The organism is Streptomyces sp. NPDC038280, from assembly GCF_055600045.1.
Genome location: NZ_JBVJYZ010000011.1, coordinates 98,522 through 122,308, shown reverse-complemented (window position 1 = coordinate 122,308; position 23,787 = coordinate 98,522). Strand labels below are relative to the sequence as shown.

14 protein-coding genes and 2 pseudogenes are annotated in these 23,787 nt (G+C 70.1%); 10 read left to right on the top strand and 6 right to left on the bottom strand.

The genetic code is table 11. From position 1 onward, the window contains the following. Positions 1–100: 100 nt before the first annotated feature. From ACZ7J0_RS22315 to ACZ7J0_RS22305, 3 genes are all read right to left on the bottom strand, one after another. Positions 101–1,393 carry an SGNH/GDSL hydrolase family protein gene (locus tag ACZ7J0_RS22315; RefSeq protein WP_470889923.1) on the bottom strand — a complete coding sequence of 431 codons (1,293 nt, stop codon included), beginning with the start codon at positions 1,391–1,393 and terminating at the stop codon, positions 101–103. Positions 1,394–1,496: 103 nt separating this feature from the next. Next, positions 1,497–1,949 (bottom strand): phosphatase domain-containing protein, encoded by a 453-nt coding sequence (locus tag ACZ7J0_RS22310; RefSeq protein WP_470889921.1) that lies wholly within the window; start codon positions 1,947–1,949, stop codon positions 1,497–1,499. After that, complete coding sequence (locus tag ACZ7J0_RS22305) at positions 1,949–2,536, bottom strand: TetR/AcrR family transcriptional regulator (protein WP_470889919.1); 588 nt, start codon at positions 2,534–2,536, stop codon at positions 1,949–1,951. The genes ACZ7J0_RS22310 and ACZ7J0_RS22305 overlap by 1 nt, the downstream gene beginning before the upstream one ends. A gap of 188 nt (positions 2,537–2,724) precedes the next feature. Between ACZ7J0_RS22305 and ACZ7J0_RS22300 the strand changes: the two genes are divergently transcribed. Next, entirely contained in the window at positions 2,725–3,561 is an 837-nt protein-coding gene (locus ACZ7J0_RS22300; protein WP_470890105.1) for an SCO6745 family protein, read from the top strand. A gap of 85 nt (positions 3,562–3,646) precedes the next feature. Here ACZ7J0_RS22300 and ACZ7J0_RS22295 read toward each other — a convergent pair whose 3' ends face one another. Beyond that, positions 3,647–3,829, bottom strand: a complete 183-nt coding sequence (locus tag ACZ7J0_RS22295; RefSeq protein ID WP_468710316.1) for an antitoxin — start codon at positions 3,827–3,829, stop codon at positions 3,647–3,649. A 260-nt stretch (positions 3,830–4,089) separates the two neighbouring features. On the opposite strand from ACZ7J0_RS22295, the gene ACZ7J0_RS22290 reads away from it, so the two are divergent. From ACZ7J0_RS22290 to ACZ7J0_RS22260, 7 genes and pseudogenes are all read left to right on the top strand, one after another. After that, positions 4,090–4,830 carry an HNH endonuclease family protein gene (locus ACZ7J0_RS22290; protein ID WP_470890103.1) on the top strand — a complete coding sequence of 247 codons (741 nt, stop codon included), beginning with the start codon at positions 4,090–4,092 and terminating at the stop codon, positions 4,828–4,830. 88 nt (positions 4,831–4,918) lie between these two features. Next, the gene (locus ACZ7J0_RS22285) at positions 4,919–5,263 is read left to right on the top strand and encodes a hypothetical protein (RefSeq protein ID WP_470889917.1); all 345 of its coding nucleotides are present in this window, start codon (positions 4,919–4,921) and stop codon (positions 5,261–5,263) included. Next, positions 5,260–5,865 (top strand): type 1 periplasmic-binding domain-containing protein, encoded by a 606-nt coding sequence (locus tag ACZ7J0_RS22280; protein WP_470889915.1) that lies wholly within the window; start codon positions 5,260–5,262, stop codon positions 5,863–5,865. The genes ACZ7J0_RS22285 and ACZ7J0_RS22280 overlap by 4 nt, the downstream gene beginning before the upstream one ends. Positions 5,866–6,099: 234 nt before the next feature. Continuing rightward, on the top strand, positions 6,100–16,758 hold the full coding sequence (locus tag ACZ7J0_RS22275; RefSeq protein WP_470889913.1) for a LamG-like jellyroll fold domain-containing protein: 10,659 nt from the start codon (positions 6,100–6,102) through the stop codon (positions 16,756–16,758). Between the two features lie 96 nt (positions 16,759–16,854). Continuing rightward, a complete protein-coding gene (locus ACZ7J0_RS22270; protein WP_470889912.1) occupies positions 16,855–17,364 on the top strand; it encodes a hypothetical protein in 510 nt (169 codons plus the stop codon). Between the two features lie 284 nt (positions 17,365–17,648). Then, positions 17,649–18,083 (top strand): LppU/SCO3897 family protein, encoded by a 435-nt coding sequence (locus tag ACZ7J0_RS22265; RefSeq protein WP_470889910.1) that lies wholly within the window; start codon positions 17,649–17,651, stop codon positions 18,081–18,083. Positions 18,084–18,329: 246 nt separating this feature from the next. Beyond that, positions 18,330–18,524: pseudogene (locus ACZ7J0_RS22260) on the top strand (serine/threonine protein kinase); the annotation flags it as partial. 53 nt (positions 18,525–18,577) lie between these two features. Here ACZ7J0_RS22260 and ACZ7J0_RS22255 read toward each other — a convergent pair. Both ACZ7J0_RS22255 and ACZ7J0_RS22250 read right to left on the bottom strand, forming a co-directional pair. Then, on the bottom strand, positions 18,578–19,432 hold the full coding sequence (locus tag ACZ7J0_RS22255) for a class I SAM-dependent methyltransferase (protein WP_470889908.1): 855 nt from the start codon (positions 19,430–19,432) through the stop codon (positions 18,578–18,580). 161 nt (positions 19,433–19,593) lie between these two features. Beyond that, a pseudogene (locus ACZ7J0_RS22250) lies at positions 19,594–22,251 on the bottom strand (YfhO family protein). A gap of 125 nt (positions 22,252–22,376) precedes the next feature. Between ACZ7J0_RS22250 and ACZ7J0_RS22245 the strand changes: the two are divergent. Both ACZ7J0_RS22245 and ACZ7J0_RS22240 read left to right on the top strand, forming a co-directional pair. Further along, entirely contained in the window at positions 22,377–23,336 is a 960-nt protein-coding gene (locus tag ACZ7J0_RS22245) for a glycosyltransferase family 2 protein (protein ID WP_470889906.1), read from the top strand. Continuing rightward, a complete protein-coding gene (locus ACZ7J0_RS22240) occupies positions 23,333–23,749 on the top strand; it encodes a GtrA family protein (protein ID WP_470889904.1) in 417 nt (138 codons plus the stop codon). The genes ACZ7J0_RS22245 and ACZ7J0_RS22240 overlap by 4 nt, the downstream gene beginning before the upstream one ends. The last annotated feature ends 38 nt before the right edge of the window (positions 23,750–23,787 follow it).

Sequence of the window (23,787 nt, the reverse complement as noted above, 5' to 3'; positions counted from 1 at the left end):
GGCTCGTAGCGCTCGCGCCCGAACGGGCCGGGAGAGAACGGACCGAGGCCGGTCGCGCCCGCGAGGGGCGTGACCGGCCTCGGCCGTGGTGCCGGTGGGATCAGAGCGCGTCAAGGTCCAGCGCCTCGGCCATCGCGCGGTATCCGGCGTCGCTCGGGTGCAGCTTGTCGCCCGAGTCGTAGGCCGGGAGGATCCGGTCCGGGTCGGCGGGGTCGGCGACGGCACGGTCGAAGTCGACGACCGCGTCGTACTCGCCCGAGGTGCGCATCCAGTGGTTGAACGCGTCGCGCTTGGTCTCGTTGACCTTCGCCGTGTCGTCGTAGAACGAGCCCTTGATCGGCGTGAGGGTGGCGCCGATCGCCTTGATGCCCTTGGCGTGCGCCTGACGGATCAGCGCCCGGTGACCCTCGATCAGCTTCTCGACCGAGACCTCGGGGGTGGGGCCGCCCGGGTAGGCGGGACCGCTGCCGCCGATGTCGTTGATGCCCTCGAGCACGATGACCGTGCCGACGCCCGGCTCGCTGAGCACGTCCTTCTTGAAGCGGGCGATGCCCTTCTCGCCGGCCCAGGTCGTGTCGTTGACGACCTGGTTGCCGCCGATCCCCTGGTTGAGGACGCTGCGGGGCTTCCCGGCGGCGGCGAGGCGCTCGGCCAGTTCGTCGGGGTAGCGGTTGTTGGCGTTCGGTGTGGAGCCGACGCCGTCGGTGATGGAGTCACCGAAGGCCACCACGCCGTTCCGGCGCGCCGACCTGTCCCCGCTGACCTCGACCCCGGTCAGGTAGTACCAGGAGTCGCTGGTCTCCGTGAACGCCGCACCGTCGCGGTTGGAGCGGTGGTCGCCCTGCGCGCGGTAGCTGGTGGCCCCGGCGAAGGTGTGGAAGGTGGCGGGCCCGGTCGGGGCGGCCAGATACAGCGTGACGGTCACCGACTCCAGCGCCTCGACGTCGAACGGCACGCCGTCGCTGGTGATCCTGCCGCCGACCGGGACGGTGACGGACCGTCCCTTGCCGAAGGTCAGCTGCCGCACCGAACCGGCCCGCACCGAGGCGCCCTTGTCGGTACGGGCCACCGTCGCGCCGGTGATCCGCAGGGGCGTCGTGCCGTAGCGGTTGGACAGCTCGATACGGGCCTTGGTGCCGCCCTTGCTCACCCGGACGACCTGCCGGACGGTCTGCTGGGAGAAGCCCTGCTCGGACCAGTTCGGCCCGAAGGGCGCGGTCGGCGACTGCGGCGAGGTGGCCCAGGCGCCCTGCCAGGAACCGCCCTTGTACGCGGCCGCCACGGCGCCGGAGCCCGCGGTCGAGCCCTCCGCGCCGACGACCGGAAGCGCGAGCAGAGTTGTCGCGGCGAGCAGCGCGACCCCCGCGCGCTGTATGGAACGAGTCGATGTCATGCGTCTTCCCCCTTGTACGTCCGGCGCCCATCCCCGGTGATCACGTGCAGGCGACACGTACAAGCGGGGGTCGACTTCCGCTATTCCCGGGGGACTTGGAACGTCACGGGGCGAAGAGCCGGACGTACCTCTTCTGCCAGGGGGTTTCGACGGCCTGGGAGTTGTAGTTCTCCCGTACGTAGGTCACCGCCTCGTCGGCGGGGACGCCGTCGAGGACGGCGAGGCAGGCAAGAGCCGTGCCCGTTCGTCCGCGACCGCCGCCGCACACGAACTCGACGCGCTCGGTGGCCGCCCGGTCCAGGGCCTCACCGAAGACGGCGCGGGCCGTCGTGCGGCTGCTGGGCAGCCAGAAGTCGGGCCAGTGCAGCCAGACCGACTCCCACGGCATCTCGGGCGGCTTCCTGCCGAGCAGATAGACGCCGAAGTCGGGCGTGGGGCCGGGCGGCAGCGGCAGGCGCAGGCCGCGTCCCCGGACCAGACGCCCGGAGGGCAGCCGGATCACTCCGGCGGCGGTCGGCTCCCAGGTGTGCTGCGTGTCCGGGTTCTCGGTGGTCATCACGGATCTCCGGGGGCAGAGGCGTCGGCTCGGAACAGGAACGCGGTGAGCGACCGGAACACTTCCCCGGGGTCCCGGTCGCCCAGCGGTTCCTCCAGGTTGTGGCTGAGCAGCAGCGTCGCGAACCCGTGGGCCAGGGACCAGGCCGCGACTCCCGCCGTACGGGCGTCGGGGCCCCGGCCCTCGGCGGGGACCCCGGTGACACCGGCGCGCAGCCGTTCGGCGGCGCGGGACTTGGCGGCCAGGAGCCCGGGGTCGTCGGGGTGGTGCAGGTCCGGCTGGAACATCACCTGGAAGTGCGCGGGGTGCTGGGTCGCGAAGCGGACGTAGCGGACGCCGGCGTCCCGCAGGTCCGCGGCCTCGCCGAGGGCCTCGGCCAGGAGGTCGAAGCCCTCGGTGGCCACCGCGGTGAGCAGCCCCGCGCGGTCCTTGAAATGGTGGGCCGGGGCGGCGTGGGAGACACCGGCGCGCCGGGCCAGGTCGCGCAGGCTCAGGGCGGACGGACCCTCGGTGGCGATGACGTCGAGGGCGGCGGCGAGCACGGACCGCCGCAGATCGCCGTGGTGGTACGAGCGCGGACTGGTCATGAACTCCAGCCTACGCCGAATCTAGGCATTGACAAGTTCACCCGGTCGGGTCAATCTTGTCAGTGTCAAGATGCGGCAGCGCGGAGGAGGGCGTCATGAACGAGGTCGGCGAGCAGGACGGGATCGGCGGGGTCGGACAGCTCGGCGAACAGGGTGGGGCCGGCGTGGACGTGGGGCGCGTACGGCAGATGTGGCACCTGCTGGAACCCCTGCACGCCGTCCTGTACTACGCACCCGAGTCCTTCGAGGAGGCGTCAGCCCTCGGCTACGGGACCGACGAACGCTGGCCGAGCTACTTCGCCTGGCGCGCCGCCCCCCTGGGCGAGGTGGGCACGGAAGCCGTGACCAAGGCCTTCCACAGCTTCAGCCAGGACGTGGTCGCCCGCTATGTGCCGCGGGCCTGGCGGGTCGCGGCACCCACCGACGTACTCGCCGCCCGGCTGCGGGCCGTGGACCGCGCCTACCGGGCGATCCTCGGGGACGCCGTCGACTCCCCGGCGATCGCCGGGGCCGCGGCGCTCGCCCGTCGCGCCGCCGAGGCGGCGGTGGTCACCGGACGGCGCCTCGCAGCCGCCAACGCGGCTCTGGCCTGGCCCGACGCGCCGCACCTGGTCCTCTGGCAGGCCGCCACGATCCTGCGCGAACACCGCGGCGACGGCCATGTGGAGGCCCTGGCGTCGGCCGGGCTCGACCCCGTCGAGTCGCTGGTCTCCTTCGCGGCGATCGGCGCCGCGCCGGTGGAGGTCTTCGCGAGCCGGGGCTGGAGCGAGAAGGAGTGGGCGGCCGCGCGGGAGCGGCTGACCGACCGGGGGCTCTTGAGCGAGGACGGCACGGCCACCGGGGCCGGGCGTGCGCTGCGCGAGCGGATCGAGCGCCACACGGACGAACTGGCCGCCGGACCCTGGGCCGCGCTCGGCGCGGACGCCACCGCACGGCTCGCCGACCTGCTCGGCGAACCGTGGCTGGCGATGATCTCGTCCGGACTGCTGCCGGCCGTCAACACCCTGGGGATCGGCAAGGTGTGAGACGCGTGGCGGTCGGGGCGGCTCGGCGCGGGCCCGTCCGCGGAGGCCCGGAGGCTCTCCGCGGACGGGCGACGAGTGTGCCGGATCAGGTCGGAGGCTGCTCAGGCTTGTCGGGCATGCCGAGCCTGCGCTCCATCTGCTCCTGGCCCTCGTTGACCTTGTCGGAGTACTTGTTGCCGGTCCTCTCGTTGATCTTCTGCTCAGCGGCGTCGGACATGTCCTTGGCCTTGTGACGCCCCTGGCCCTTGAACCGGTCGAAAATCCCCATGTGTGTCTCCTTAGGGAGGGGACATACGGCGCATTCGACGCTACGCGCCCCCTCCCGATTCCGCTCGGCGAGCCATCGGCCGGCGGCGGCCGCCACGGCCTCGGCCTGGTTCCGAGGCCGGTTCCGGCCGGTCTCTATCCTTCGCTGCGGGGTAAGCGGTTCTGACGGCGTGTGCGACGACATGGGCGGGGTGGGGTTCTGTGCGTACCGACAGGGGCGGGAAGCCGGACATCGGGGGACGAGGCCGTACGCACCGGGCCCTGCTCGCGTTGCTGACCGCCGCGGCCGTCGCGTCCTCGGCGTCGGGATGCGAGTCCCTCGGGACGGACGGACCCGCGTCCGGTGCGCGCGGGGGCGGATCCTACGGGCCCGCGGTGAGCCCCCTGGTGAACCCGGACGGGACGAAGCCGGGCCTCGCGCCCATAGCCCCGGGCGGGGACGAGGCCAAGGGCCGTGAGCTCATCGGCACCCTCGCGACGAGGGGCCGTGGCCCCAAGACGGGCTACGACCGCGACAAGTTCGGCCACGCGTGGATGGACACGGCCGACGGGGTGCCGCTCGCGAGGAATGGGTGCGACACCCGAAATGATCTCATTCGTCGCGATGGTCAGAATCTTCGTTTCCGAGCCGGCTCCGACTGTGTGGCCATCGCCATGACACTGCACGACCCGTACACCGGGACGACCATCGAGTGGCGCAAGCAGCAGGCCTCCGAGGTGCAGATAGACCACGTGGTGCCACTGTCGTACAGCTGGCAGATGGGTTCGTCGCACTGGCCGAAGAGCAAGCGCGAGCAGCTCGCCAACGACGTGCTCAATCTGATCCCGGTCCAGGGCCGCGCCAACTCCTCCAAGGGCGACTCGGGGCCCGCGTCCTGGCTCCCTCCGAACAAGCAGGTCAGGTGCGCGTACGCGGTCCGCTTCGCCCAGGTCGCCGTCAAGTACGAGATGCCGGTGACCGCGGCGGACAAGCGGATGATGCTCGAGCAGTGCGGCGGCTGAGGGAACCCGGGGCTGACCCACGGCCCCGCGGGATGTACCGTACGGCGTCTCCACAACCGTAGTCATACATTCCGAGAGGTAGCCGAACGTGAAGGACGCCGTCGCCACTGAAAATGTGGCCCTCCCCGAGAGGAACGCCGCACCCGGCCCGCTTCCCCGGGTCCTGCTGGCGGTCGTGCCGGTCCTGAGCCTCGGGCTGCTGGGTGCCGTGCCGTCGCTGGTCCTCGCCTGGCGGCGGGGCGGGCGTGCCGACTGGCTGGCCGCCGTGGTCTTCACCGCCGTGTCGGTCGCCTGGGCGTTCCAGATCGCGCTCACGCCGGACGAGACCCACGGCGCGCAGTTCGCCGCCGACGTCCTGCTGCTGTTCGTGTCCACGCTCGGGGCCTCGGCGCACTGCCTGCTCCTCAAGCGGCAGGCGGACGACGCGCGATGAAGACCAGACGTACGTGGAGAAATCAGGCGAACACCGAGGAAAGCGGATCCGGCACGGGAGTTGCCCAGGTGCTGGCCGCGACCGCCGCCGCGCTGCGGGGCCGCCGGGGGTGGGCCGCGGCCAGTGCCGCGGTGCTGGTCCTGGGGCTGGTGGGCGTGTGGCTGTTCGTCGGCGGGAAGCAGGACGGCCCTCCGGACCCGCGGGCGCGGCAGTACATGGACTTCGACGCCTGCCTGCTGACGGACGAGAAGGGCATCGTCTCCGGGTCCGCTGCCGCTCCGGTGTGGGAGGGGATGCAGAAGGCGTCCCTGGAGACCCGCGCCCGGGTCACCTTCGTACCCGTCATGGGGGAGCGGTCGGCGGCCAACGCCCGCCCGTTCTTCAACGGCCTGATGCAGCGCCAGTGCGAGGTCGTGCTCGCGGTCGGCGCCCCTCAGGTGGAAGTGACGCAAAACGGGGCGAAGCAGTACCCGAAGGCGCGATTCGTCGTGGTCGACGGGGCGTCAACTGCCGGAAATGTCACGGTCGCGAAGTCCGGCGACGGGCTCCAGGAGGCCGTCGCGGAGGCCATCCGGCAAGCCGTCAAGGCAGCAAAAGCGTAACGCTCAAGCGTCTCTTCAGCGTGTTGGGTAAAGATCGAGCAAAGCCGCTGATCTCGGCTAGCACTTGTGTATGCGCATCAGGCAGGCTCGCGAAGCTCTTGTAAGCATCGTGTAAGTAAAGGCTCGCCCATGCGCGTTCGTTGGGTCCGTAGCCCTCGCCTCTTTCCACCGGGTCGCACCGGCAGACGCAGAGCGAGGGCTACGGCTCTTTCCGTCCTGTTCTTCTTCTCCTTCATGCTCACCACCGAGACAGCGGCGGCCACCGGTGCCACCCTGCCCGCGCTGAGCATGCCCGAACTGTCCATATCCGGCCTGCTGGACTGGGCCAACAAGTCCCCGCTGGACACCCCCGACCAGCGCGGCGGCACCGCCCGGGGCAAGAGTCACCACGCCTCGTCCGACGCCACCAGCACCGAGGGCCGCGCCGGCCGCAAGCCCGGCAAGGGCAAGGGCGAGCTCGACCCGTACAAGCGGTACGTCGACACCCCCGGCACGTCCACCACGGGCAAGGCCCGGGGCACGGCGAAGAGCTTCGACGCCCGGACCAGCAAGCGTGACGCCAAGAAGTCCACGGCCACGTCGGACCTCTACGTCAACGCCGACGGCTCCACCACGGTCCGCCACTTCGCCGGCCGCGCCAACTTCAAGGACGGCGACGGCACCTGGAAGCCGATCGACACCCGCCTCGTCGCCGACAAGGACGGACGGCTCCAGGAGCGGTCCAACTCCCTCGACGTCGAGTTCGCGACCACCGCGGCCGACCAGCAGCTCGCCTCCGTCGACTTCGGCTCCGGCCGCTCGCTCGCGTACGCGCTGCGCGGCGCCACGAAGGCCGTGCCCACCGTCGCGGCCAACGGCACCCTCAGCTACGCGGGCGTCCTGCCCCGGACCGACCTGGAGCTGGTCCCGCTCGCCGAGGGCTTCAAGGAGAACCTCGTCCTGCGCTCCGCTGAGGCCGGGAACTCCTGGATCTTCCCGCTGGACCTCAAGGGCCTCACGCCGCGCCTCGCGGACGACGGCGACGTGGAGTTCACCGACGCCGACGGCAAGGTGACCGCCACCATCCCGCACGCCTTCATGGAGGACTCGACCGTCGACCCGCGCTCCGGTGACGCGGCCCGCTCCCGGGCCGTGACCTACGCGCTGACGACCGTGGACGGCAAGCCCGCGCTGCGGATGACGGCCGACCGGAAGTGGCTGGACGACCCCGAGCGCGTCTACCCGGTGACCGTCGACCCGACCATCACCGCGAGCAACTCGACCTACACCCAGAACACGATCGGTGGCGACCACTCCGCCGAGAACCTGATCAAGGTCGGCTCGTACGACTCCGGCACCAACAAGACGAACTCGTTCCTGCAGTTCTCCTCGCTGGGCACCACGCTCAAGGGGCAGCGGGTCTCCGCCGCCACCCTGAACGTCTACGCGATCTGGTCGGCGACCTGCACCCCCGAGTCGTTCTCGGTCCACCCCATCACGCAGTCCTGGACCCCCTCGGGCGTCACCAGCTACCCCGGCCCCACCTACGGTGCTGCCATCGGTTCGACCACCCCGTCGCCCGGAGCCTCCTGCTCCAACACCGACGGCGGTACCGACGTCGGCGTGAAGATGCCGGTGGCGCTGTCGACCTCCTGGTTCGACCAGGTCGCCACGGGCGGCGCCAACTACGGCCTCGCCCTGACCGCCCCGACCAACGACGGCCTGCACTGGAAGAAGTTCCACTCCGACAACTCGGCGACCGCCGCCTGGCGCCCCGCCCTGGAGCTGACCTACACGGCCAACACCAAGCCGCAGGTCAACGCCCAGTACCCGCCGGAGAACTTCCAGACCAAGACCCTCCAGCCGGAGCTGCTCGTCTACGCGAGCGACGCCGACAATTGGCCCGGGGCGCTGACGTACTCCTTCGAGGTGTACGACGCCGGCAGCACGAGCACCACGCCCGTCGCCACCTCCGGGCTGACGGCCGAGCGCTCCTGGAAGGTCCCCGCGGGCAAGCTCACCTGGAGCAAGAACTACACCTGGTACGTCAGCGTCACCGACGGATACGACTCGGTGCTGTACTCGGCCAGCCGGTTCTCCACCACGGTGCCCCAGCCGCCGGTCACCTCGGGCCTCGCCCAGAACACCGACGGCCATGAGTTCGACCCCTCGGACGGCAACTACACCACCGAGGACACCGACGCCGACGTGCCGGTCATCGGCCCGTCGCTGGAGATCGACCGCTCGTACAACAGCATCGACCCGCGGATCGACAGCGCCTTCGGCGCCGGCTGGTCCACGGTCGTCGACATGAAGGCCGCCGAGTCCAAGGACGGCACCGGGTCGGTCACCAGCGTCGCCATCACCTACCCGGGTGGCGAGCAGGTCGCCTTCGGCCGCAACAGCGACGGCACCTTCGTGCCCCCGCTGGGCCGCTATGCCCGTCTGGAGTCCGTCACCGGCGGCTACAAGCTGACCGACAAGGACTTCACGGCCTACTCCTTCACCCAGGTCACCGGCAAGACCGGCGTGTACGCGATCTCCGGCATCACCGACTACGCGGGCCGCGCCGAGACGTTCACGTACAACGCCTCGCGCCAGCTGACGAAGATCACCAACACCACGTCCCAGCGCTCCCTGACGCTGGCCTGGTCCACCCCGGCCGGAGCCACCGTCCCGCACGTCGAGACCGTGGCCACCGACCCGTCGACGGCCGGTGACCCGAACACCGCCCAGACCTGGCAGTACGGCTACGCCGGTGACCAGCTCACCAAGGTGTGCCCGCCCGCCGACTGGGCCAAGTGCACCGTCTACACGTACGCCACCGGCAACCACCACCGCACCACGGTGCTGGACGCCGACCCGTACGCGTACTGGCGCCTCGGTGAGGCCGCGGGCGCGACCGTCACCAAGGACACGGTCGACGCCAACCAGGGCAAATACAACGGTCTGTACCGGAACGTGACCCTGGGCAGCAGCGGTCTGCTGGCCGGCTCGACGCAGAAGACGGCCACGTTCAACGGCACCACCTCGTACGTCGAGATGCCGAGCGCCCCCGGCGCCACGCCCTCGTACACGACCATCTCGCTGTGGTTCAAGACCACCCAGGTGGGCGGTGTCCTCTTCTACTACGGCGACAAGCCGCTGAGCGTCGCGGACCCCGTCGGCACCACCGCGTACAACACCCCGGCGCTGTACGTCGGCACCGACGGCAAGCTGCGCGGCTGCCTCGCCACCGGCGTGTGCACCACGACCATGACCTCCACCGCCTCCGTCAACGACGGACAGTGGCACCAGGCGGTCATCACCGGCGCGGGCAACACCCAGACCCTCTACCTGGACGGTGCCTCGCAGGGCAGCAAGTCCGGCCAGATCAAGGACTGGAACACCCCGTACATCTCGCTCGGCGCGGGTGTGAACACCCACAACTGGCCGGCGATGAACACCGCCGACCAGCTCGGCCACTTCTCCGGCCAGCTGGCCGAGGCGGCGATCTACACCGAGCCGCTCACCCCGGACGTGATCGGCGCGCAGTACCAGGCCGCCAAGCGGTCCGCCGGGCTGCTCAACAAGATCACCACACCGGTCGGCAAGATCCAGGCCTCCGTCACCTACGGCACCACCGACGACCTGGTCCTCCAGGCCACCGACGGCAACGGCGGCACCTGGAAGCTCAACCCGGCCACGATCACCGGCTCCTCGCAGGTGTACCGCTCGGCCGTGATGGGCTCGGCTCCGTCCGGCTACTGGCGCCTGGACGACACCCAGGGCGCGGCGCAGGCCGCGAACGAACTGCACACCGGCTTCGGCACGTACAACACGGTGACGCAGGGTGTGGCCGGGCCGTTCGGCACGGGCGACGCGACGGCGGCGCAGTTCAACGGCACGTCGTCGTACGCGGAGATCCCGTTCACCCCGTGGCACGCCTCGGGTGAGCGCGCGGTCGAGCTCTGGTTCAAGACCGGCTCGCCCGGTGTGATCCTGTCCGACCAGCAGAACCTGCCGACCGGTGCCACCCCGACCGGAAGCTGGAACCCGCTTCTGTTCGTGGGCTCCGACGGCAAGCTCCGCGGTCACTGGTGGAGCGTTCCCGGCTCCGGCAGCACGGTCTTCGGCTCGACGGCCTCCGTCAACGACAACCAGTGGCACCACGCGGCCCTCTCGGCCTCGGGCAGCACGCAGACCCTGTACCTGGACGGCGTCAAGCAGGCCGACTTCAGCGGCGCGGCCGCCGACCAGACCAACAGCCGCACGTTCGTCGGCGCGGGCTTCGCCAAGTACTGGCACGGCTCTCCCGGTGACGTGAGCTTCTTCAACGGCTCCATCGCGGAGGTCGCGACCTACGGCCACCCGCTGAGCGCCGACGACGTCGAACGGCACTGGTCCGCGTACAAGGCGTCCTCCGGTGTCGCCCCCGTGCGCACGGTCAAGCTCACCGACCCGAGCAACAAGACGCTCACCTACGTGTACGACGCGGAGATGGGCAACCGTCTGCTCGCCGCGATCGACACCGAGGGCAAGCGCACCACCTACGGCTACGACACGGCGGGCTTCCTGCACACCGTGACCGACGCCAACGGCAACCGCGCCGTCACCGGCCACGACATCCGCGGCAACACGGTCTCCACGACCACCTGCCAGGACACGGCCGCCGGCAAGTGCTCCACCGCGTACTACTCGTACTACCCGGACGCCACCACGGCGTTCCCGCCGATGGACCTGCGCAACGACCTGCTGCTCACCGAGCGCGACGGCCGTTCCTCGGGCCCCACCGACAACACGTATCTGACCACCAACACCTATGACGCGGGCGGCAACCTCACCGCGGTGACCACCCCGCCGGTGCCCGGACACCCGGGCGGCCGCACGGCCTCCACGACCTACACCACCGCCACCACCCCGGCGGCGGAGGGCGGCACCGCCATGGCGCCGGCCGGTCTGGTGGCCCAGGTCATCACGGCCGGTGGCAAGAAGACGTCGTACACCTACTTCGCCAACGGCGATCTCGCCGAGATCACCGACGCCAACGGCGCCAAGGCGAAGTTCACCTACGACAACCTCGGCCGGGAGGTGAGCAAGACCGAGATATCGGACGCCAACCCCGGCGGCGTGATCACGTCGAAGACGTACGACAAGAACGACCAGGTCGTCACCGAGACGGCGCCCGCGGTCACCAACCGGGTCACCGGCGCGGTGCACCAGGCGCGCACGACCACCGGGTTCGACGCCGACGGCAACATCCTGTCCCAGACGGTCTCCGACCTGACCGGCGGAGACGCGGCCCGTACGACGACCATGACGTACACCGCGTACAACCAGCTGGCCACCAGGACCGACCCGGGCGGCGACACCACGTCGTTCGAGTACGACGTCTACGGCAACAAGGTCAAGGAGACGGACCCCGCGGGGAACGTCAACACCTACACCTTCGACGCCGAGAACCGTCCGCTCACCACCAACCTGCTCAACTACATCGGCGGCGACCCGAGCAACCCCTCGGCGCCGGCGACCCTGGTGCAGGAGTCGCGGGCGTACGACCCCGCCGGCCGTCTCGCGTCGATCACCGACGCGATGGGCTGGGTGACGGCGTACACCTACACCGACGACGGCCTCTCGGCGACCGTGGCCCGCAAGGACCCGCAGTCCGGGAAGTCGTTCACGGAGCAGGCCAACACCTACGACGCGGCCGGGAACCTCATCCAGCAGGTGACCAACGACGGCCGGACCACCTCCGCCTTCACGGTGGACGCGGCCGACCGCACCACGTCCTCGGTCCTCGACCCGGCCGGCTTCGCCCGGACGACGAAGGTCTCCTACGACCCCGACGACAACGTCGTGTCGGAGACGGAGACGGACCCCACGACGGGTGACAGCTCCACGAAGGACAGCCGCTACGACAACCTGGGCAACCTGACGGGGACCACGGTCCACGACGGGACCACGGCTCCGGTGGCGCGGTACAAGCTCGACGAGACGACGGGCTTCTCCGTCGCCGACTCCTCGGGCGCCAACAACACCGGTACCCACGGCACCGGTATGCACTGGAACACCGACCGGGGTGGAAGCGCCGTCTTCGACGGAGACTCCGCCTCGTGGGCGAAGACGGCCGGCTCGGTGGTCAGCACCAGCAACGACTTCACCGTGTCGGTGTGGGCCAAGCTGGCCGATCTGACCACGAACCGCACCCTGCTGTCGCAGGACGGCACGTCGTCGTACGGTTTCGCGCTCTACTACTCGACGGCGAACGGCTGGACGTTCGCGCGCGCCGTGAAGGACGTCGAACCCAACACGCTGGTCCGGGCGATGTCCGGCACGGCGGCGGTGACGGCCGGCACCTGGACGCATCTCACGGGTGTCTACGACAAGACGGCGGGCAAGATCCGCCTCTACGTCAACGGCACGCTCGCCCAGGAGACGGCGTACACCACCCCGTGGGAGGCGACCGGCTCACTGCAGCTCGGCCGTCACAAGATCGGGGCGACGGGCAACGGCGGCAACCACAAGGGCGGTCTCGACGACGTCCAGGTCTACGGGGAGGCCCTGACCGCCTCCCAGGTGTCCGCCGTGTACGGCGGCACGCTTCCCGCCGCGGGCAGCTCCGTCCGCGGCACCACCTGGAAGCTGGACCAGCGCGGTCTGCCCCTGACCGTGACCGACGCCAACGGCAACACGACCGACTACGGCTACGACGAGGCCGGTCAGCAGACCAGCGTCACCGAGCCGGCCGTCAACGCGGAGCAGAACGGCGGGACCCCGGTCTCCGTCCGTCCCGTGTCGATGACCGGGTACAACACCTTCGGTGAGCCGACGGAGTCGTCCGACCCGCGCGGCAACGTCTCGGTCACGGCGTACGACGCGGAGGGACAGGAGTCCTCGACCACCGCGCCGAACTACACCGCGCCGGGATCCTCGACGCCGATCACGGCCACGTCCTGGAACGAGTACAACAGGCTCGGACAGGTCACCGCCGAAGTCGACCCGCTGGGCAACCGCACCACCTACACGTACACGCAGCTCGGCTCCCTGGCCTCGGTCACGGAACCCGGTGGCGGTACGACGAAGTACGCGTACAGCAACAACGGCGAGCAGCTGTCGGCCGTCCGGCCGAACGGCGCCCGGCAGGAGACCACCTGGGACTTCCTGGGACGACCGGTCACCAGCACGGACATCGTGCGCCAGCCCACGCAGCGGGCGCTCACGGCGATCAACGAGTACAACGCCCCGGGCGGCGAGCTGTCCCGGACCGTGTCCCCGACCGGGGTCACGCAGTCGTACGCGTACAACGCCCTGGGCGAGGTCACCGAGGCGACCGACGGCGCCGGCAACAAGTCCACGTTCACCTACGACATGGACGGCCAGGTCCTCACCGCGAAGGACCCGGACGGCACCAGCACGAAGAACACGTACGACGGGTTCGGGCAGCTGACGTCCTCGAGCGACCTGAGCGCGACGGGCACGGTGCTGCGCACCACCAGCGCCGGCTACGACCGTGCGGGCAACCCGGTGTCGGTGACCGACTACCGCGGTCACACCCGCACGCTCACGTACGACGCGACGGGTCTGGTGACCAGCGCGGTGGAGCCGGTCTCCGCGACGGAGTCGATCACGTCGACCTTCGGGTACGACGCGGCGGGCAACCGGACGCGTTTCACCGACGGGCGCGGTAATCCGTTCCTGACGACGTACAACGCGTGGGGGCTGCCGGAGTCGGTGATCGAACCGTCGACGCCGTCCCACCCGGACGCGGCCGACCGGACGTTCACCACGGTGTACGACGGCGCGGGACGCGCGAAGGAGTTGCGCTCTCCCGGCGGCGTGGTCATCACCCAGGAGTACGACGTCAAGGGCCGGCTGATCAAGCAGTCCGGTACGGGTGCGGAGGCCGCCACGGTCGACCACACCTACGACTACGACGCCGACGACCGGGTCACGGCCGTCGCGGGCGCCGGTGAGGAGAAGAACACCTTCTCCTACGACGACCGCGGTCAGCTGCTCTCCACGTCCGGCCCCTCGGGTGCCTCGTCCTTCGCCTACAACGGCGACGGCGCGCTGACCTCGCGGACGGACGCGTCCGGCACCTCGTCCTACGGGTACGACACGGCCGGCCGGCTCAAGACGGTCAACGACGGCGCCACCGGCACCGCGATGACCTACGGCTACGACGTCAACAACAACGTCACGTCGATCGACTACGGCACCGGCAAGTCCAAGCGGGCCTTCACCTACGACGCCCTGGAGCAGATCACCAGCGACAAGCTGACCTCGCCGACCGGCAAGGTCCTCTCGTCCACCACCTACGGCTGGGACGAGAACGGCAACGAGACGTCGAAGACGACGACGGGTGTCGCGGGCGCGTCCACGAACACGTACACGTACGACTGGGCGAACCGCCTGTCGTCGTGGAACAACGGGACGGCGACCGAGGTCTACGGCTACGACGCGTCCGGCAACCGGACCCGCGTGGGCGGCGACACGTACACCTACGACGCCCGCAACCGGCTCACGTCGGACGGGCACAGCAGCTACGCGTACACCGCGCGCGGCACGATGAGCTCGGTCACGGACGAGGGTGGCAGGACCACCGCGATCAAGGCCGACGCCTTCAACCGGGTGATCAACGAGGGCGAGCGCACCTACGCGTACGACGGCCTCGACCGCCTGCTGAGCGCGAGCGACCCGCAGTCGGGTCCGCTGTACTCCTTCCAGTACAGCGGTGCCGGAAACGATGTGGCCTCGGACGGTGTGACGTCCTACAGCCGCAATGTGGACGGCTCTCTGCTGGGTGTGAAGACGGCGGTCTCCGCCGTGCTGGCCCTGACCGATCTGCACGACGACGTGGTGGGGCAGTTCACCGCCGCGGGCGAGGCACTGACCGGCTCGGCGACGTACTCGCCGTTCGGCAAGGTCTCGGCGTCGCAGGGCATGATCGGCCAGCTGGGCTACCAGTCGGGCTGGACCGACCCGGAGACGGCGAAGGTCAACATGGCCTCGCGCTGGTACTCGCCGCAGACCGGCCAGTTCAACAGCCGTGACACGGCGGCCAACAGCCCGCTGCCGGACTCGGTGAACGCGAACCGCTACGCGTACGCGAACGCCAACCCGATGACGGGTGTCGACCCGACCGGTCACTGGTTCGAGAGCATCAAGAAGGCCTTCAAGAAGGTCACGAACAAGGTCACCACGACGGTCAAGTCGGCGTGGCACGCGACGACGGCGACGGTCCAGAAGGCCGCCGCGGTGGTCAAGAAGGCCGCTGTGGTCGTCAAGCGGGCGGTCAAGAAGACCGTGCACCGTGCTTACCGCGCGGTCCGCAAGACGGTGCGGTACGTCCACGACAGCGTCAGAAAGGTCAAGCGCTACGTCAAGCGCACCTACAAGCGGGTCAAACGGTACGTCCACAAGGTCGTCAAGCACGTCAAGCACACGGTGCGGAAGGTCGCCAAGGCGGTCAAGCACGTGGCGAAGAAGGTGGTGAAGGCAGCCAAGAAGGTCGGCTCAGCCGTCAAGAAGGCAGCCAAGGCGACCGCCAACTTCGTCAAGCAGAACGCCTCGACGATCGCCTCCGTGGCGGTCGGCATCGCGGTCTTCGCGGGCTGCACGGCCATCACGGCCGGCGTCGGCGCCCTCGGTTGCGCGGCCCTCGCGGGCGCGGCGGCCAACGGCGTCGGCTACATGATGAGCGACGGGCCGAAGACGCTCGGCGGCTTCGCCATGGCAGTCGGCGTCGGCGCCCTGACCGGTGTCGTCGGCGGCGCGGCGGGCGGCTTCGCGGCCGGCGCGGCGGGCCGTCTCCTCTCGGGCACGGCGGGCCGGATCCTCTCCGGAGCGGCCAGCGGTGCGGCGGAAGGCGCGGCGACGGGCGCGGTCGAATACGGCACGTCCTGCGTCCGCAGCGCCGAAGGCTGCAGCGTCGGCGGCGCGGCGAAGGCCACGGCGATCGGTGCCGCGATGGGTGGTGTCTTCGGCGGCGCGGGCAGCGTCCGCGGCCCGAAGGCGAAGCCCCAGACGAGGCAGGACGCCCAGCCGGACGCTCCGACCACATGTCGAGTGGGCACTCGGCACAGCTTCACCGGCAAGACGGCCGTGCTGCTCGCCAACGGCACGACCAAGCCGATCTCGAAGGTCAAGGCCGGGGACTACGTCCTGACGGCCGAGCCCGGAAAGAAGAAGAAGGAGAAGCACCGCGTCAAGGCGGTGATCGTCACCAAGACCGACCGTGACTACGTCGATGTCGTCGTCGCCACGAAGGCCGGTCCCAAGACGATCCAGACCACGAAGCACCACCAGTTCTACGAGGCCACCCGCAACGCCTGGACCCAGGCGGGGGACCTCAAGAGGGGCCAGAGGCTCCAGAACGGTGCCGGTGGCCTGACCGCGATCGCCGGGGTCAAGTCGTACGCGGCGCAGCGCGTCACGTACGACCTGAGCGTGGACGGCCTGCACACGTACCATGTGCTGGCGGGTGATGTTCCTGTCCTCGTCCACAACTGCAACGGGCGTCTCGTATCGAACGGAACTGCTGCAACCGCAACGGTCAGTCCGCAGAAGCTGCTTGATGATGCAAAGGCGCTTCACGACACCTTCGGTGTCGGAACGCGGGCAGACAAGGGCACGACGGTCGCGACAGGTCAGCTTGGCGGTGAACTCGTCTATTCCGTCGCGAATAACGGGACGAACCGGAAGTTGCGAAGCATGGCCAAGCAGCTGGGCTATCGGCGTGTATACGAGACCGATCTAACGCCGCAAGTCCATACTGATGCCGAACAGATTCTCTTCAACTCAATAGATGAAGCAGAGTATGTCGGTGACGGAATAATTGCTTCCTCTCGCCCGGCTTGTGGGCCCAGCCGCCAAAACTGCGCGGCAAGAGGAAACGACTACCCGGGCGTTCAGCTATGGGATAGAAGTAGATAGGCGCCAAGAAAAAATCTCGGCATAGTATCGTGATGCTCCGCAGGTACGGCTTGCAGTTCAAGCCGTACCTGCGGCATTAGGAGAGAGGGCAGTGGGTTGGAACTCTGGGATCAGGAAATTGAGCCGCATGCGGAGAGTCTAGAAGGCCTGGAAGGTGCGGAACTGGCCAACGCCGCACTGGATGCGGTTGAGGCCACGATTCCATTGCTCGGCCTGCCGATCGGCGAGTTCTTCCCTGCGGCACATGCCGAATTGATTCAATCGGCAATCAGGGTTCGCCAGGATTCTCCCTCGGATTGGCAGCTTGATTCTGCGTTTGCTGCAGGATTTTTGGCGCGATACGACGAGCTTCCTGATGCGCCCGTCAGGCCGGCGGTCGGACCGTTCATGATGGCGCTCGTTCGCCTTTTTGAGGCTACGGCTTCCGTTTCGGCGGACGACGTGATGGAGATCCTCTCGTCCTGCTATGAGGCTGTTCTGATGTCGCACCTCACCGGGCGCGTCACGCTTGAGGATGAGCAAAGCAGTGATCGGTGTCGCGCGGCCATCGAGCAGCAAACCAGGATCATCGAGTCCTATGCATCCCGAGGTTCTGCCGGTTCGTGATCGCTGATCATCAAAGACGCCGGTAGCGTGCGATTTTGGTAGCCCCCGTTGCGTACGCGACGGGGGCTGCTTTATTGACCTGGCTCGGCGGGCACGGGGTGCAAGGTCGTGGTGGATCGCGACAGACCGGGGCACGAGCCAAGTGGCAAGCCCTGGCTGACGGGCCGACAGAATCACGACTCCGCACCGAATTGGGGAACGTTGCGAACTGGTCCCTTTTGTGTCGGCGCCTGCGTGTAGCGTGCGCGCGTTCGATCATGTACACGTCCCCCAAGGAACCGCTCATGGCCACCCCGCCCCCGCCCCACGCCCCCGACCCCCAGCAGGTCCCGCCGCCCGTCGGGCCGGACGGTGCCGCGGTGCCCGGCGCGCATGGGTACGTCGTGCCGCCCGAGCCCGCGAAGAAGGGCGGCAAGGCGAAGAAGTTCCTTCGGGTCGTCGCCCTGCTCGTCGCCGCCGTCGCGGTGAAGTTCGGTATCTCGTACTTCTTCAACTCGCCCGTGCACGCCCAGGCCGGCGACTGCGTGCGGGTGACCGGGCCGGAGAACAATCCCGAGGTGTCGACCAAGGAGTGTGGCGACAAGGACGCCAACTTCAAGGTCATCAAGGTCGTCGACGACACCTTCGACGTCAACGCCTGTGGTCAGACCGGCGAGGCGGCCCTGGCGCAGCAGTGGGACCAGGAGAAGTTCGTCCTCTGCATGGACCCCGTCAAGTAACCCGAGCACGCACAGGACCGGGCCGGCCGCATCTCGCGGTCGGCCCGGTCCTCTGTTTTTCCCGCGCCCCGGTCAGCCCGTCTTGGCCCAGTCGCCGCAGCCGGACGTCTTGAAGTACCCGTCCCCCGCCGCGACCTTCACGATCGCCGTCCCCGTCACGTTGTTGTTCGCGAGGATGGCGTCCGTGCTGTGCGAGGCGTCCTTCGCGCGCTCCCAGTAGCACCCGTCGTCCTTGTCCACCAGAACGGCACGGACCAGGCCCGCGCCTTCGACATCCGCCGGCGCATCGGGCAGTTGCTGCTGGCGACCGGTGACCACACGGGCGCACAGCAGCAGTTGCAGAGCCTGCTGTACGACACCGAACGTACCTATGGGCCGTACCACCCGCTTCCGGCGGAGCTCCGCCGCGCCCTGGACCGCCAGCGCCAGATGCGCGGCTGACCCGACCGGCGGAGCCAGGCCTGCCCTTCGCGTCGTGAGGCTGCCCCGGGGCCCTAGCGGCTCCGCGCGTCGTCTCCGGCGCGCAGGAACACCGAGTCCGCCACGCGGCCCACCCGCCGCAGCTCCGCCGTGCCCGGACGGTCCTTGTCCTGGCCCTCTCCGTCCCGGTCGTCGCCGCCGCCCGTGACCACGATCGCGCCCGGGGCGGCCAGGCCCGCGACCGCGGCCGGGTCGTGGCCACCGTTCACGACGATCACGCCGTAGCGGCGGTCGGCGATCGTGGCCCGGACGGCCGGGTCCGCGAAGTCGCCCCGTACCACCCGCGATCCGTCCGTTTCCGCCGCCCCGCCGAGGGCCAGGTTCGCGCGCACGATGTCCGCGCGGTCCGGGGTGTCCGTCAGTGGATCGACGATCGTCAGCCGGGCACCGATGCCGCCGCGCCGCAGCATGCGCTGCAGCGCCGCCGCGAACAGGCCGTGGAGCGTGCCGATCTCGAGGACCTCGCCGGACGGCGGGGCGAGCAGCGGCACGGTCGCCAGGCGGCCGCACACGTCGGAGAGCGAACCCGCGAGGCTGCCCACGCCCAGCGCTTCCAGCGCGACCAGGTGCCGGTAGGCGACGGTGAGGTCCCGGCGGGCGCACTCACCTCCGTCGCCGGTCGTGGCCCGCACCTCCCGTACAAGGCTGTCGAACTGCGCGGCCGTGGGCATGCGGTCACCGTCCCGCCCCGCCTGGTCGAGCAGGAGCGAGAGACCGTACTGCCGGCGCCGGAGGTCGGACACCTCGTGATGGAGGGCGTCGAGGTCGGTCTGGAAGGACGTGGTGGCGCGCTCCAGCCGCTGCTCGACCAGGGCGAACGCCGGCCGAAGCACCCGCTTCGCCAGCCGGTTGCTCAGAAGTGAGGGCATGGCGGGCAAGCTACGCCGCGCGAACCGCCCTGGGGGCCACGGCACGGTGCTGGTCGGGTGAAGTCTGGGTGTCACCCGGGCGACGGATCGTCCCGACCGGGCCGGACGCGGCCCGTGTCATGGCACCCGGCGCGTTCCCACCGCGCCGGACGCGCTTTGGGTCACGGCCCCCGGCGCGTTCCCACCGCGCCGGGCGCGCCCTCGGTCACCGTGCCCGCCCGTCCCCCCTCGGGCCGCCGCGCCGAAGGATCGGCGACACCGAAGCCCTCCATCGCCCCAGCCCCCGCCCCCGCTCCGCCGCCCCGTCGTCTTCGCACGCCGCCCACCCCGACCGTGATCAGCGCCAACGCGGCCACCACCCCCGCGCCCGCGCCCAGCCGCAGCCCCGGGGGCCGGAAGGAACAGTCGACGTGGCGCCGCCCTCCGCCCGGTCGGGCCTCGCCCAGGTCCACGGCGACCAGGCCCAGGTACGAGCCGGCCGGCTTTCCGTCGCAGCTCCAACCCGCGATCCGGGGCGCCGCGATCACCGCTGTGCCCTTCGAGCCCGGCGGGAGGACGGCCCGGATGCCGCTGCCGGTGACCCGTACCGTCATCGCGCCGGACGCCCTCAGCCCGGTCACGGCGGCGGAGAGCCGCTTCCGGTCGAGACAGCCGGTGTTCTCGTCCGGCACATCCCCCTCGCCCTGGAGCGCGACCGTGGTGCCCGCCGTCCGCTGGATGCCCAGCGACGCCATCGCCGCCCGCCTCCTGGGCAGGCCCCCGCGCAGCTCCATGCCGGGGCCGTCGCCGAGACGCGCGGTGCCGGTGAAGTCCGGGGCCCAGAGGAAGACCTCGCTGCCGAGGGGGCAGACGCCGTCGGCGGGCAGGGTGTAGACGGGGGAGCCGAGGAGCAGCTCTTGGTTGCGGAACGGCGAGTCGCCGAAGCGCGGCGCGCCGCGATGGTCCCCGGGCCGCGGAGGCTGCCCGGCCCGCCGGGCTCCACCCGCCCCATCAGGCTCACCCGCCCCACCCACCCCGCCAGGCCGTACGGTCACCAGGGGCAGCACCCCTTCGGCCCGAACGACCACCGGCGGCCGCCCCTCCCCGGTACGGATCCTCGCCCCGACCGCGAAGAGCGCATCCGTGACCGGGTTGTCCAGGCTCTGCAGGTTCCGCCCGTTGGAGGTCCAGCCGCCGCCCAGCGAGGCCAGGGTCCGCGTCAGCACCTCCGGGGTGTGGCTGCTGTAGTACCCGGCGCCCTGACCGCCCACCAGCAGCGGGTCGTTGCCGGTGAGCTGCTGCCGACCCGGGTCGGTGCGGTAGCGGGGCCATCCGTCCACCCGCGCGACCGCCGCCGCGCGTGCGTCGTGCCGCCCGTCCCACGCCGGGTAGTCGTCCAGGCGCCCCAGCCGTGCCCGGTCCGCGTACGCGGTGGTCGCCGATGCCTGCCCGACCAGCGAGCCGGCCACCAGCAGCGCGGCCACGACGGCGTACTTCCCGCGTCGGGCCAGCAACAGCCCGCCCACCGCCGTGGCCAGCCCGGCGGCCGCCAGGGGAAACGTCCACACCGTGACCAGCTCGCTGGTGGCGGCGGCCGCCCAGGCCGGGGCGAGCACCACAGCGCCGCCGAGGAGCGCGCGACGCCCGGGCCAGCCGTACGACGCGGCGGTCCACGCCGTCAGCACCACCACCCCGGCGAGGACGAAGGACTGCCGGTACGGGCTGCCGTTGGGCGTCGCGAAGACATGCCACACCAGGTGCGTGGGGCCCCACTGGAGGGAGAGCGCCACCGCCGCGGTCAGGCCGGCCCAGACCTACCGTTCGCGCGCCGGCACCCGCCGGTGGAACGCCAGGGCGCAGGCGAGCAGCAGCGCGCCCGTGCCGAGGAACAGCGCCGGGGTGAAGAAGCTGTAGGTCGCGGGCAGCGTGCGCGCGAAGACGTCGGACCAGTCGGCGGGCGCGAAGGTGCGGCTCCAGCCGGGGTAGGCGAGGCGGGAGCCGAGCAGGACGGGCACGAGGACCGGGGCAGCCAGTCCGATGCCGATCAGGACGGCCACGGCGGCACGCCCCACGACCCGTCCGACCGCCCCCGCCCCGGCCCCCGCGCCAGGTCCAGTCCCCGCCCCCACGACCCGTCCGACCGCCCCCGCCCCGGCCCCCGCCTCCCGTCCGACCGCCCCCGTCTCCCGCGCCGCCACCAGCCGCGCGAGCAGCACCAGGGCGGCACCGAGCGTCGCCATGTAGGCGGTGTAGAAGTTGGCGGTCCAGGCGAGGGCGACGACCAGCGGCCCCAGGACCCTGCGCCGCCCGCTCCGCGCCCACTCGCCGACCGGGCACAGCAGCGGGAAGGCGATCAGCCCGTCGAGCCACATCGGGTTGTACGACGCCTCGACGACCGCCCAGCCGCACAGCCCGTACGAGGCGCCGAGCACCGCCGCCGCCCACCACGGTCCCTGGCGCTGGGCGAGCAGCAGACCAGCCATCGCCGCCGAGGCCGAGGCCATCTTCAGGACGGTGATCGCATAGACCGCGAGATCGATGTCATCGCGGGGGAAGAGCCCCACCAGCAGGGCGAAGGGGCTGGTCAGATAGGTCCCGAGGTCCGGCAGGAAGCTGGTGCCGTACCCGGACTGCCAGTTGAGCCACAGCCCGCCGTCGGCCCGGCCGTGGAGCAGGTCCCACAGATGGGCGTGGTACGGGACGAACTGGTTGCCCAGGTCGTTGACGCTGCGCGTGCGCGGACCGAAGGGGAAGGCGCGGGCGACGGCGTCACCGGCGCACACGGCGAGTGCGGTGAGGAGGGCGGCGAGCGCGCCTGCGCGCGGTGCGGGAGAGCGCATGGTTCTTCGAATATGCCAGCGCCGATCGTGAAAGCATGCGGGAAATGGGCCAGTTCACGCGATGGTCGCTTCCCCGCCATGTGTGGAATCCGCCCCCGACATTCCCGTCGACTGTCGTTTCCCCTGTGCTGATCTCGATTGTGGTCCCGTGCTTCAACGAAGAGGAGATCATCGGCCGTTTCCGCGACCATGTGACGGCGGAGCTCTCCCTGATGGAGGGGGAATTCGAGCTGGTTTATGTGGACGACGGAAGCCGTGACCGTACGCTCCCGCTGCTGGAGGAGATCTCCTCCCGCGACCTCCGCACCCGCTATGTCTCCTTCAGCCGCAACTTCGGTAAGGAGGCCGCCATGCTGGCCGGCCTCCAGCACGCCGAGGGCGACGCCGTGATCATCATGGACGCCGACCTCCAGCACCCGCCGGAGCTCGTCCACCGCATGGTGAAGCTCCACACCGAGGGATACGACCAGGTCATCGCCCGCCGTACCCGCAAGGGCGACCGGGTGACCCGCACCCTGACCGCGCGGGCCTACTACTGGCTGATCAACCGGCTCGTCGACGTCGAACTGGTCGACGGGGTCGGAGACTTCCGGCTCCTTTCCCGGCGGACGGTCGACGCGATCCTGGAACTCACCGAGTACAACCGCTTCTCCAAGGGCCTTTTCGCCTGGGTCGGATTCCGCGGCACCACATTCGAGTACGAGAACGCGGTGCGGGAGCAGGGCCGCTCCAAATGGACATTTGGAAAGCTGCTCAACTACGGCCTCGACGGACTGCTTTCCTTCAACAACAAGCCTCTGCGGGCCGCGCTCTATCTGGGCCTGCTGCTCGTCTCCCTCGCGACGGCGTACGCGGCCTGGATCGTCGGCGTCGCCCTGGTGAACGGCGTGGACACCCCCGGATATGTGACCCTCCTGGTGATGGTCACGGCGCTGGCCGGTGTCCAGATGGTCATGCTGGGACTGGTCGGCGAATACGTCGGCCGTATCTACTACGAGGTGAAACGGCGCCCGCACTTCCTGGTGAAGGCGACGAACGCGGGGGTGCCGCGGCAGCGGCGCCGGGGGGAGCTCGTACGGCGATGACGCTCCGGGGTCAGGTCTTCCGTTTCGTCCTGGTCGGCGCGGTGAACACGGGCACCTACTACGCCCTGTACCTCCTCCTCACGACCTGGCTCCCCTATGTGGCGGCCCATGTCGTGGCCTTTCTGCTGTCCATGGTCGGCTCGTTCTTCCTGACCTCGCACGTCACCTACCGGACCCGTCCGACGTGGCGGAAGTTCCTGCTCTTCCCGCTCACGAACGCGGCGAACTTCGTGATCACGACGGTCGGGGTCTATGTCCTGGTCGACCTGGCGGGTGTCTCCCCCCGCTACGCCCCGCTGCTCGCGGCGGCCGCGGCGATCCCGGTGACCTTCGCGGTCTCCCGGACGATCATGCTGCGGCCCGACAACCCCCGAACGCGTGACTCGTTGGTCGAAACAGTGGCCTCGAAGTAGTGGCCCAGGCCACCTCGACTGCCTAACATCGATCACCG

Coding starts and splice junctions, on each gene's coding strand:
- ACZ7J0_RS22255 (WP_470889908.1), bottom strand. CDS start 19,432: ATGCCCTCACTTCTGAGCAACCGGCTGGCGAAGCGGGTGCTTCGGCCG.
- ACZ7J0_RS22295 (WP_468710316.1), bottom strand. CDS start 3,829: ATGGGGATTTTCGACCGGTTCAAGGGCCAGGGGCGTCACAAGGCCAAG.
- ACZ7J0_RS22265 (WP_470889910.1), top strand. CDS start 17,649: ATGGCCACCCCGCCCCCGCCCCACGCCCCCGACCCCCAGCAGGTCCCG.
- ACZ7J0_RS22310 (WP_470889921.1), bottom strand. CDS start 1,949: ATGACCACCGAGAACCCGGACACGCAGCACACCTGGGAGCCGACCGCC.
- ACZ7J0_RS22305 (WP_470889919.1), bottom strand. CDS start 2,536: ATGACCAGTCCGCGCTCGTACCACCACGGCGATCTGCGGCGGTCCGTG.
- ACZ7J0_RS22275 (WP_470889913.1), top strand. CDS start 6,100: ATGCTCACCACCGAGACAGCGGCGGCCACCGGTGCCACCCTGCCCGCG.
- ACZ7J0_RS22280 (WP_470889915.1), top strand. CDS start 5,260: ATGAAGACCAGACGTACGTGGAGAAATCAGGCGAACACCGAGGAAAGC.
- ACZ7J0_RS22315 (WP_470889923.1), bottom strand. CDS start 1,393: ATGACATCGACTCGTTCCATACAGCGCGCGGGGGTCGCGCTGCTCGCC.
- ACZ7J0_RS22300 (WP_470890105.1), top strand. CDS start 2,725: ATGTGGCACCTGCTGGAACCCCTGCACGCCGTCCTGTACTACGCACCC.
- ACZ7J0_RS22240 (WP_470889904.1), top strand. CDS start 23,333: ATGACGCTCCGGGGTCAGGTCTTCCGTTTCGTCCTGGTCGGCGCGGTG.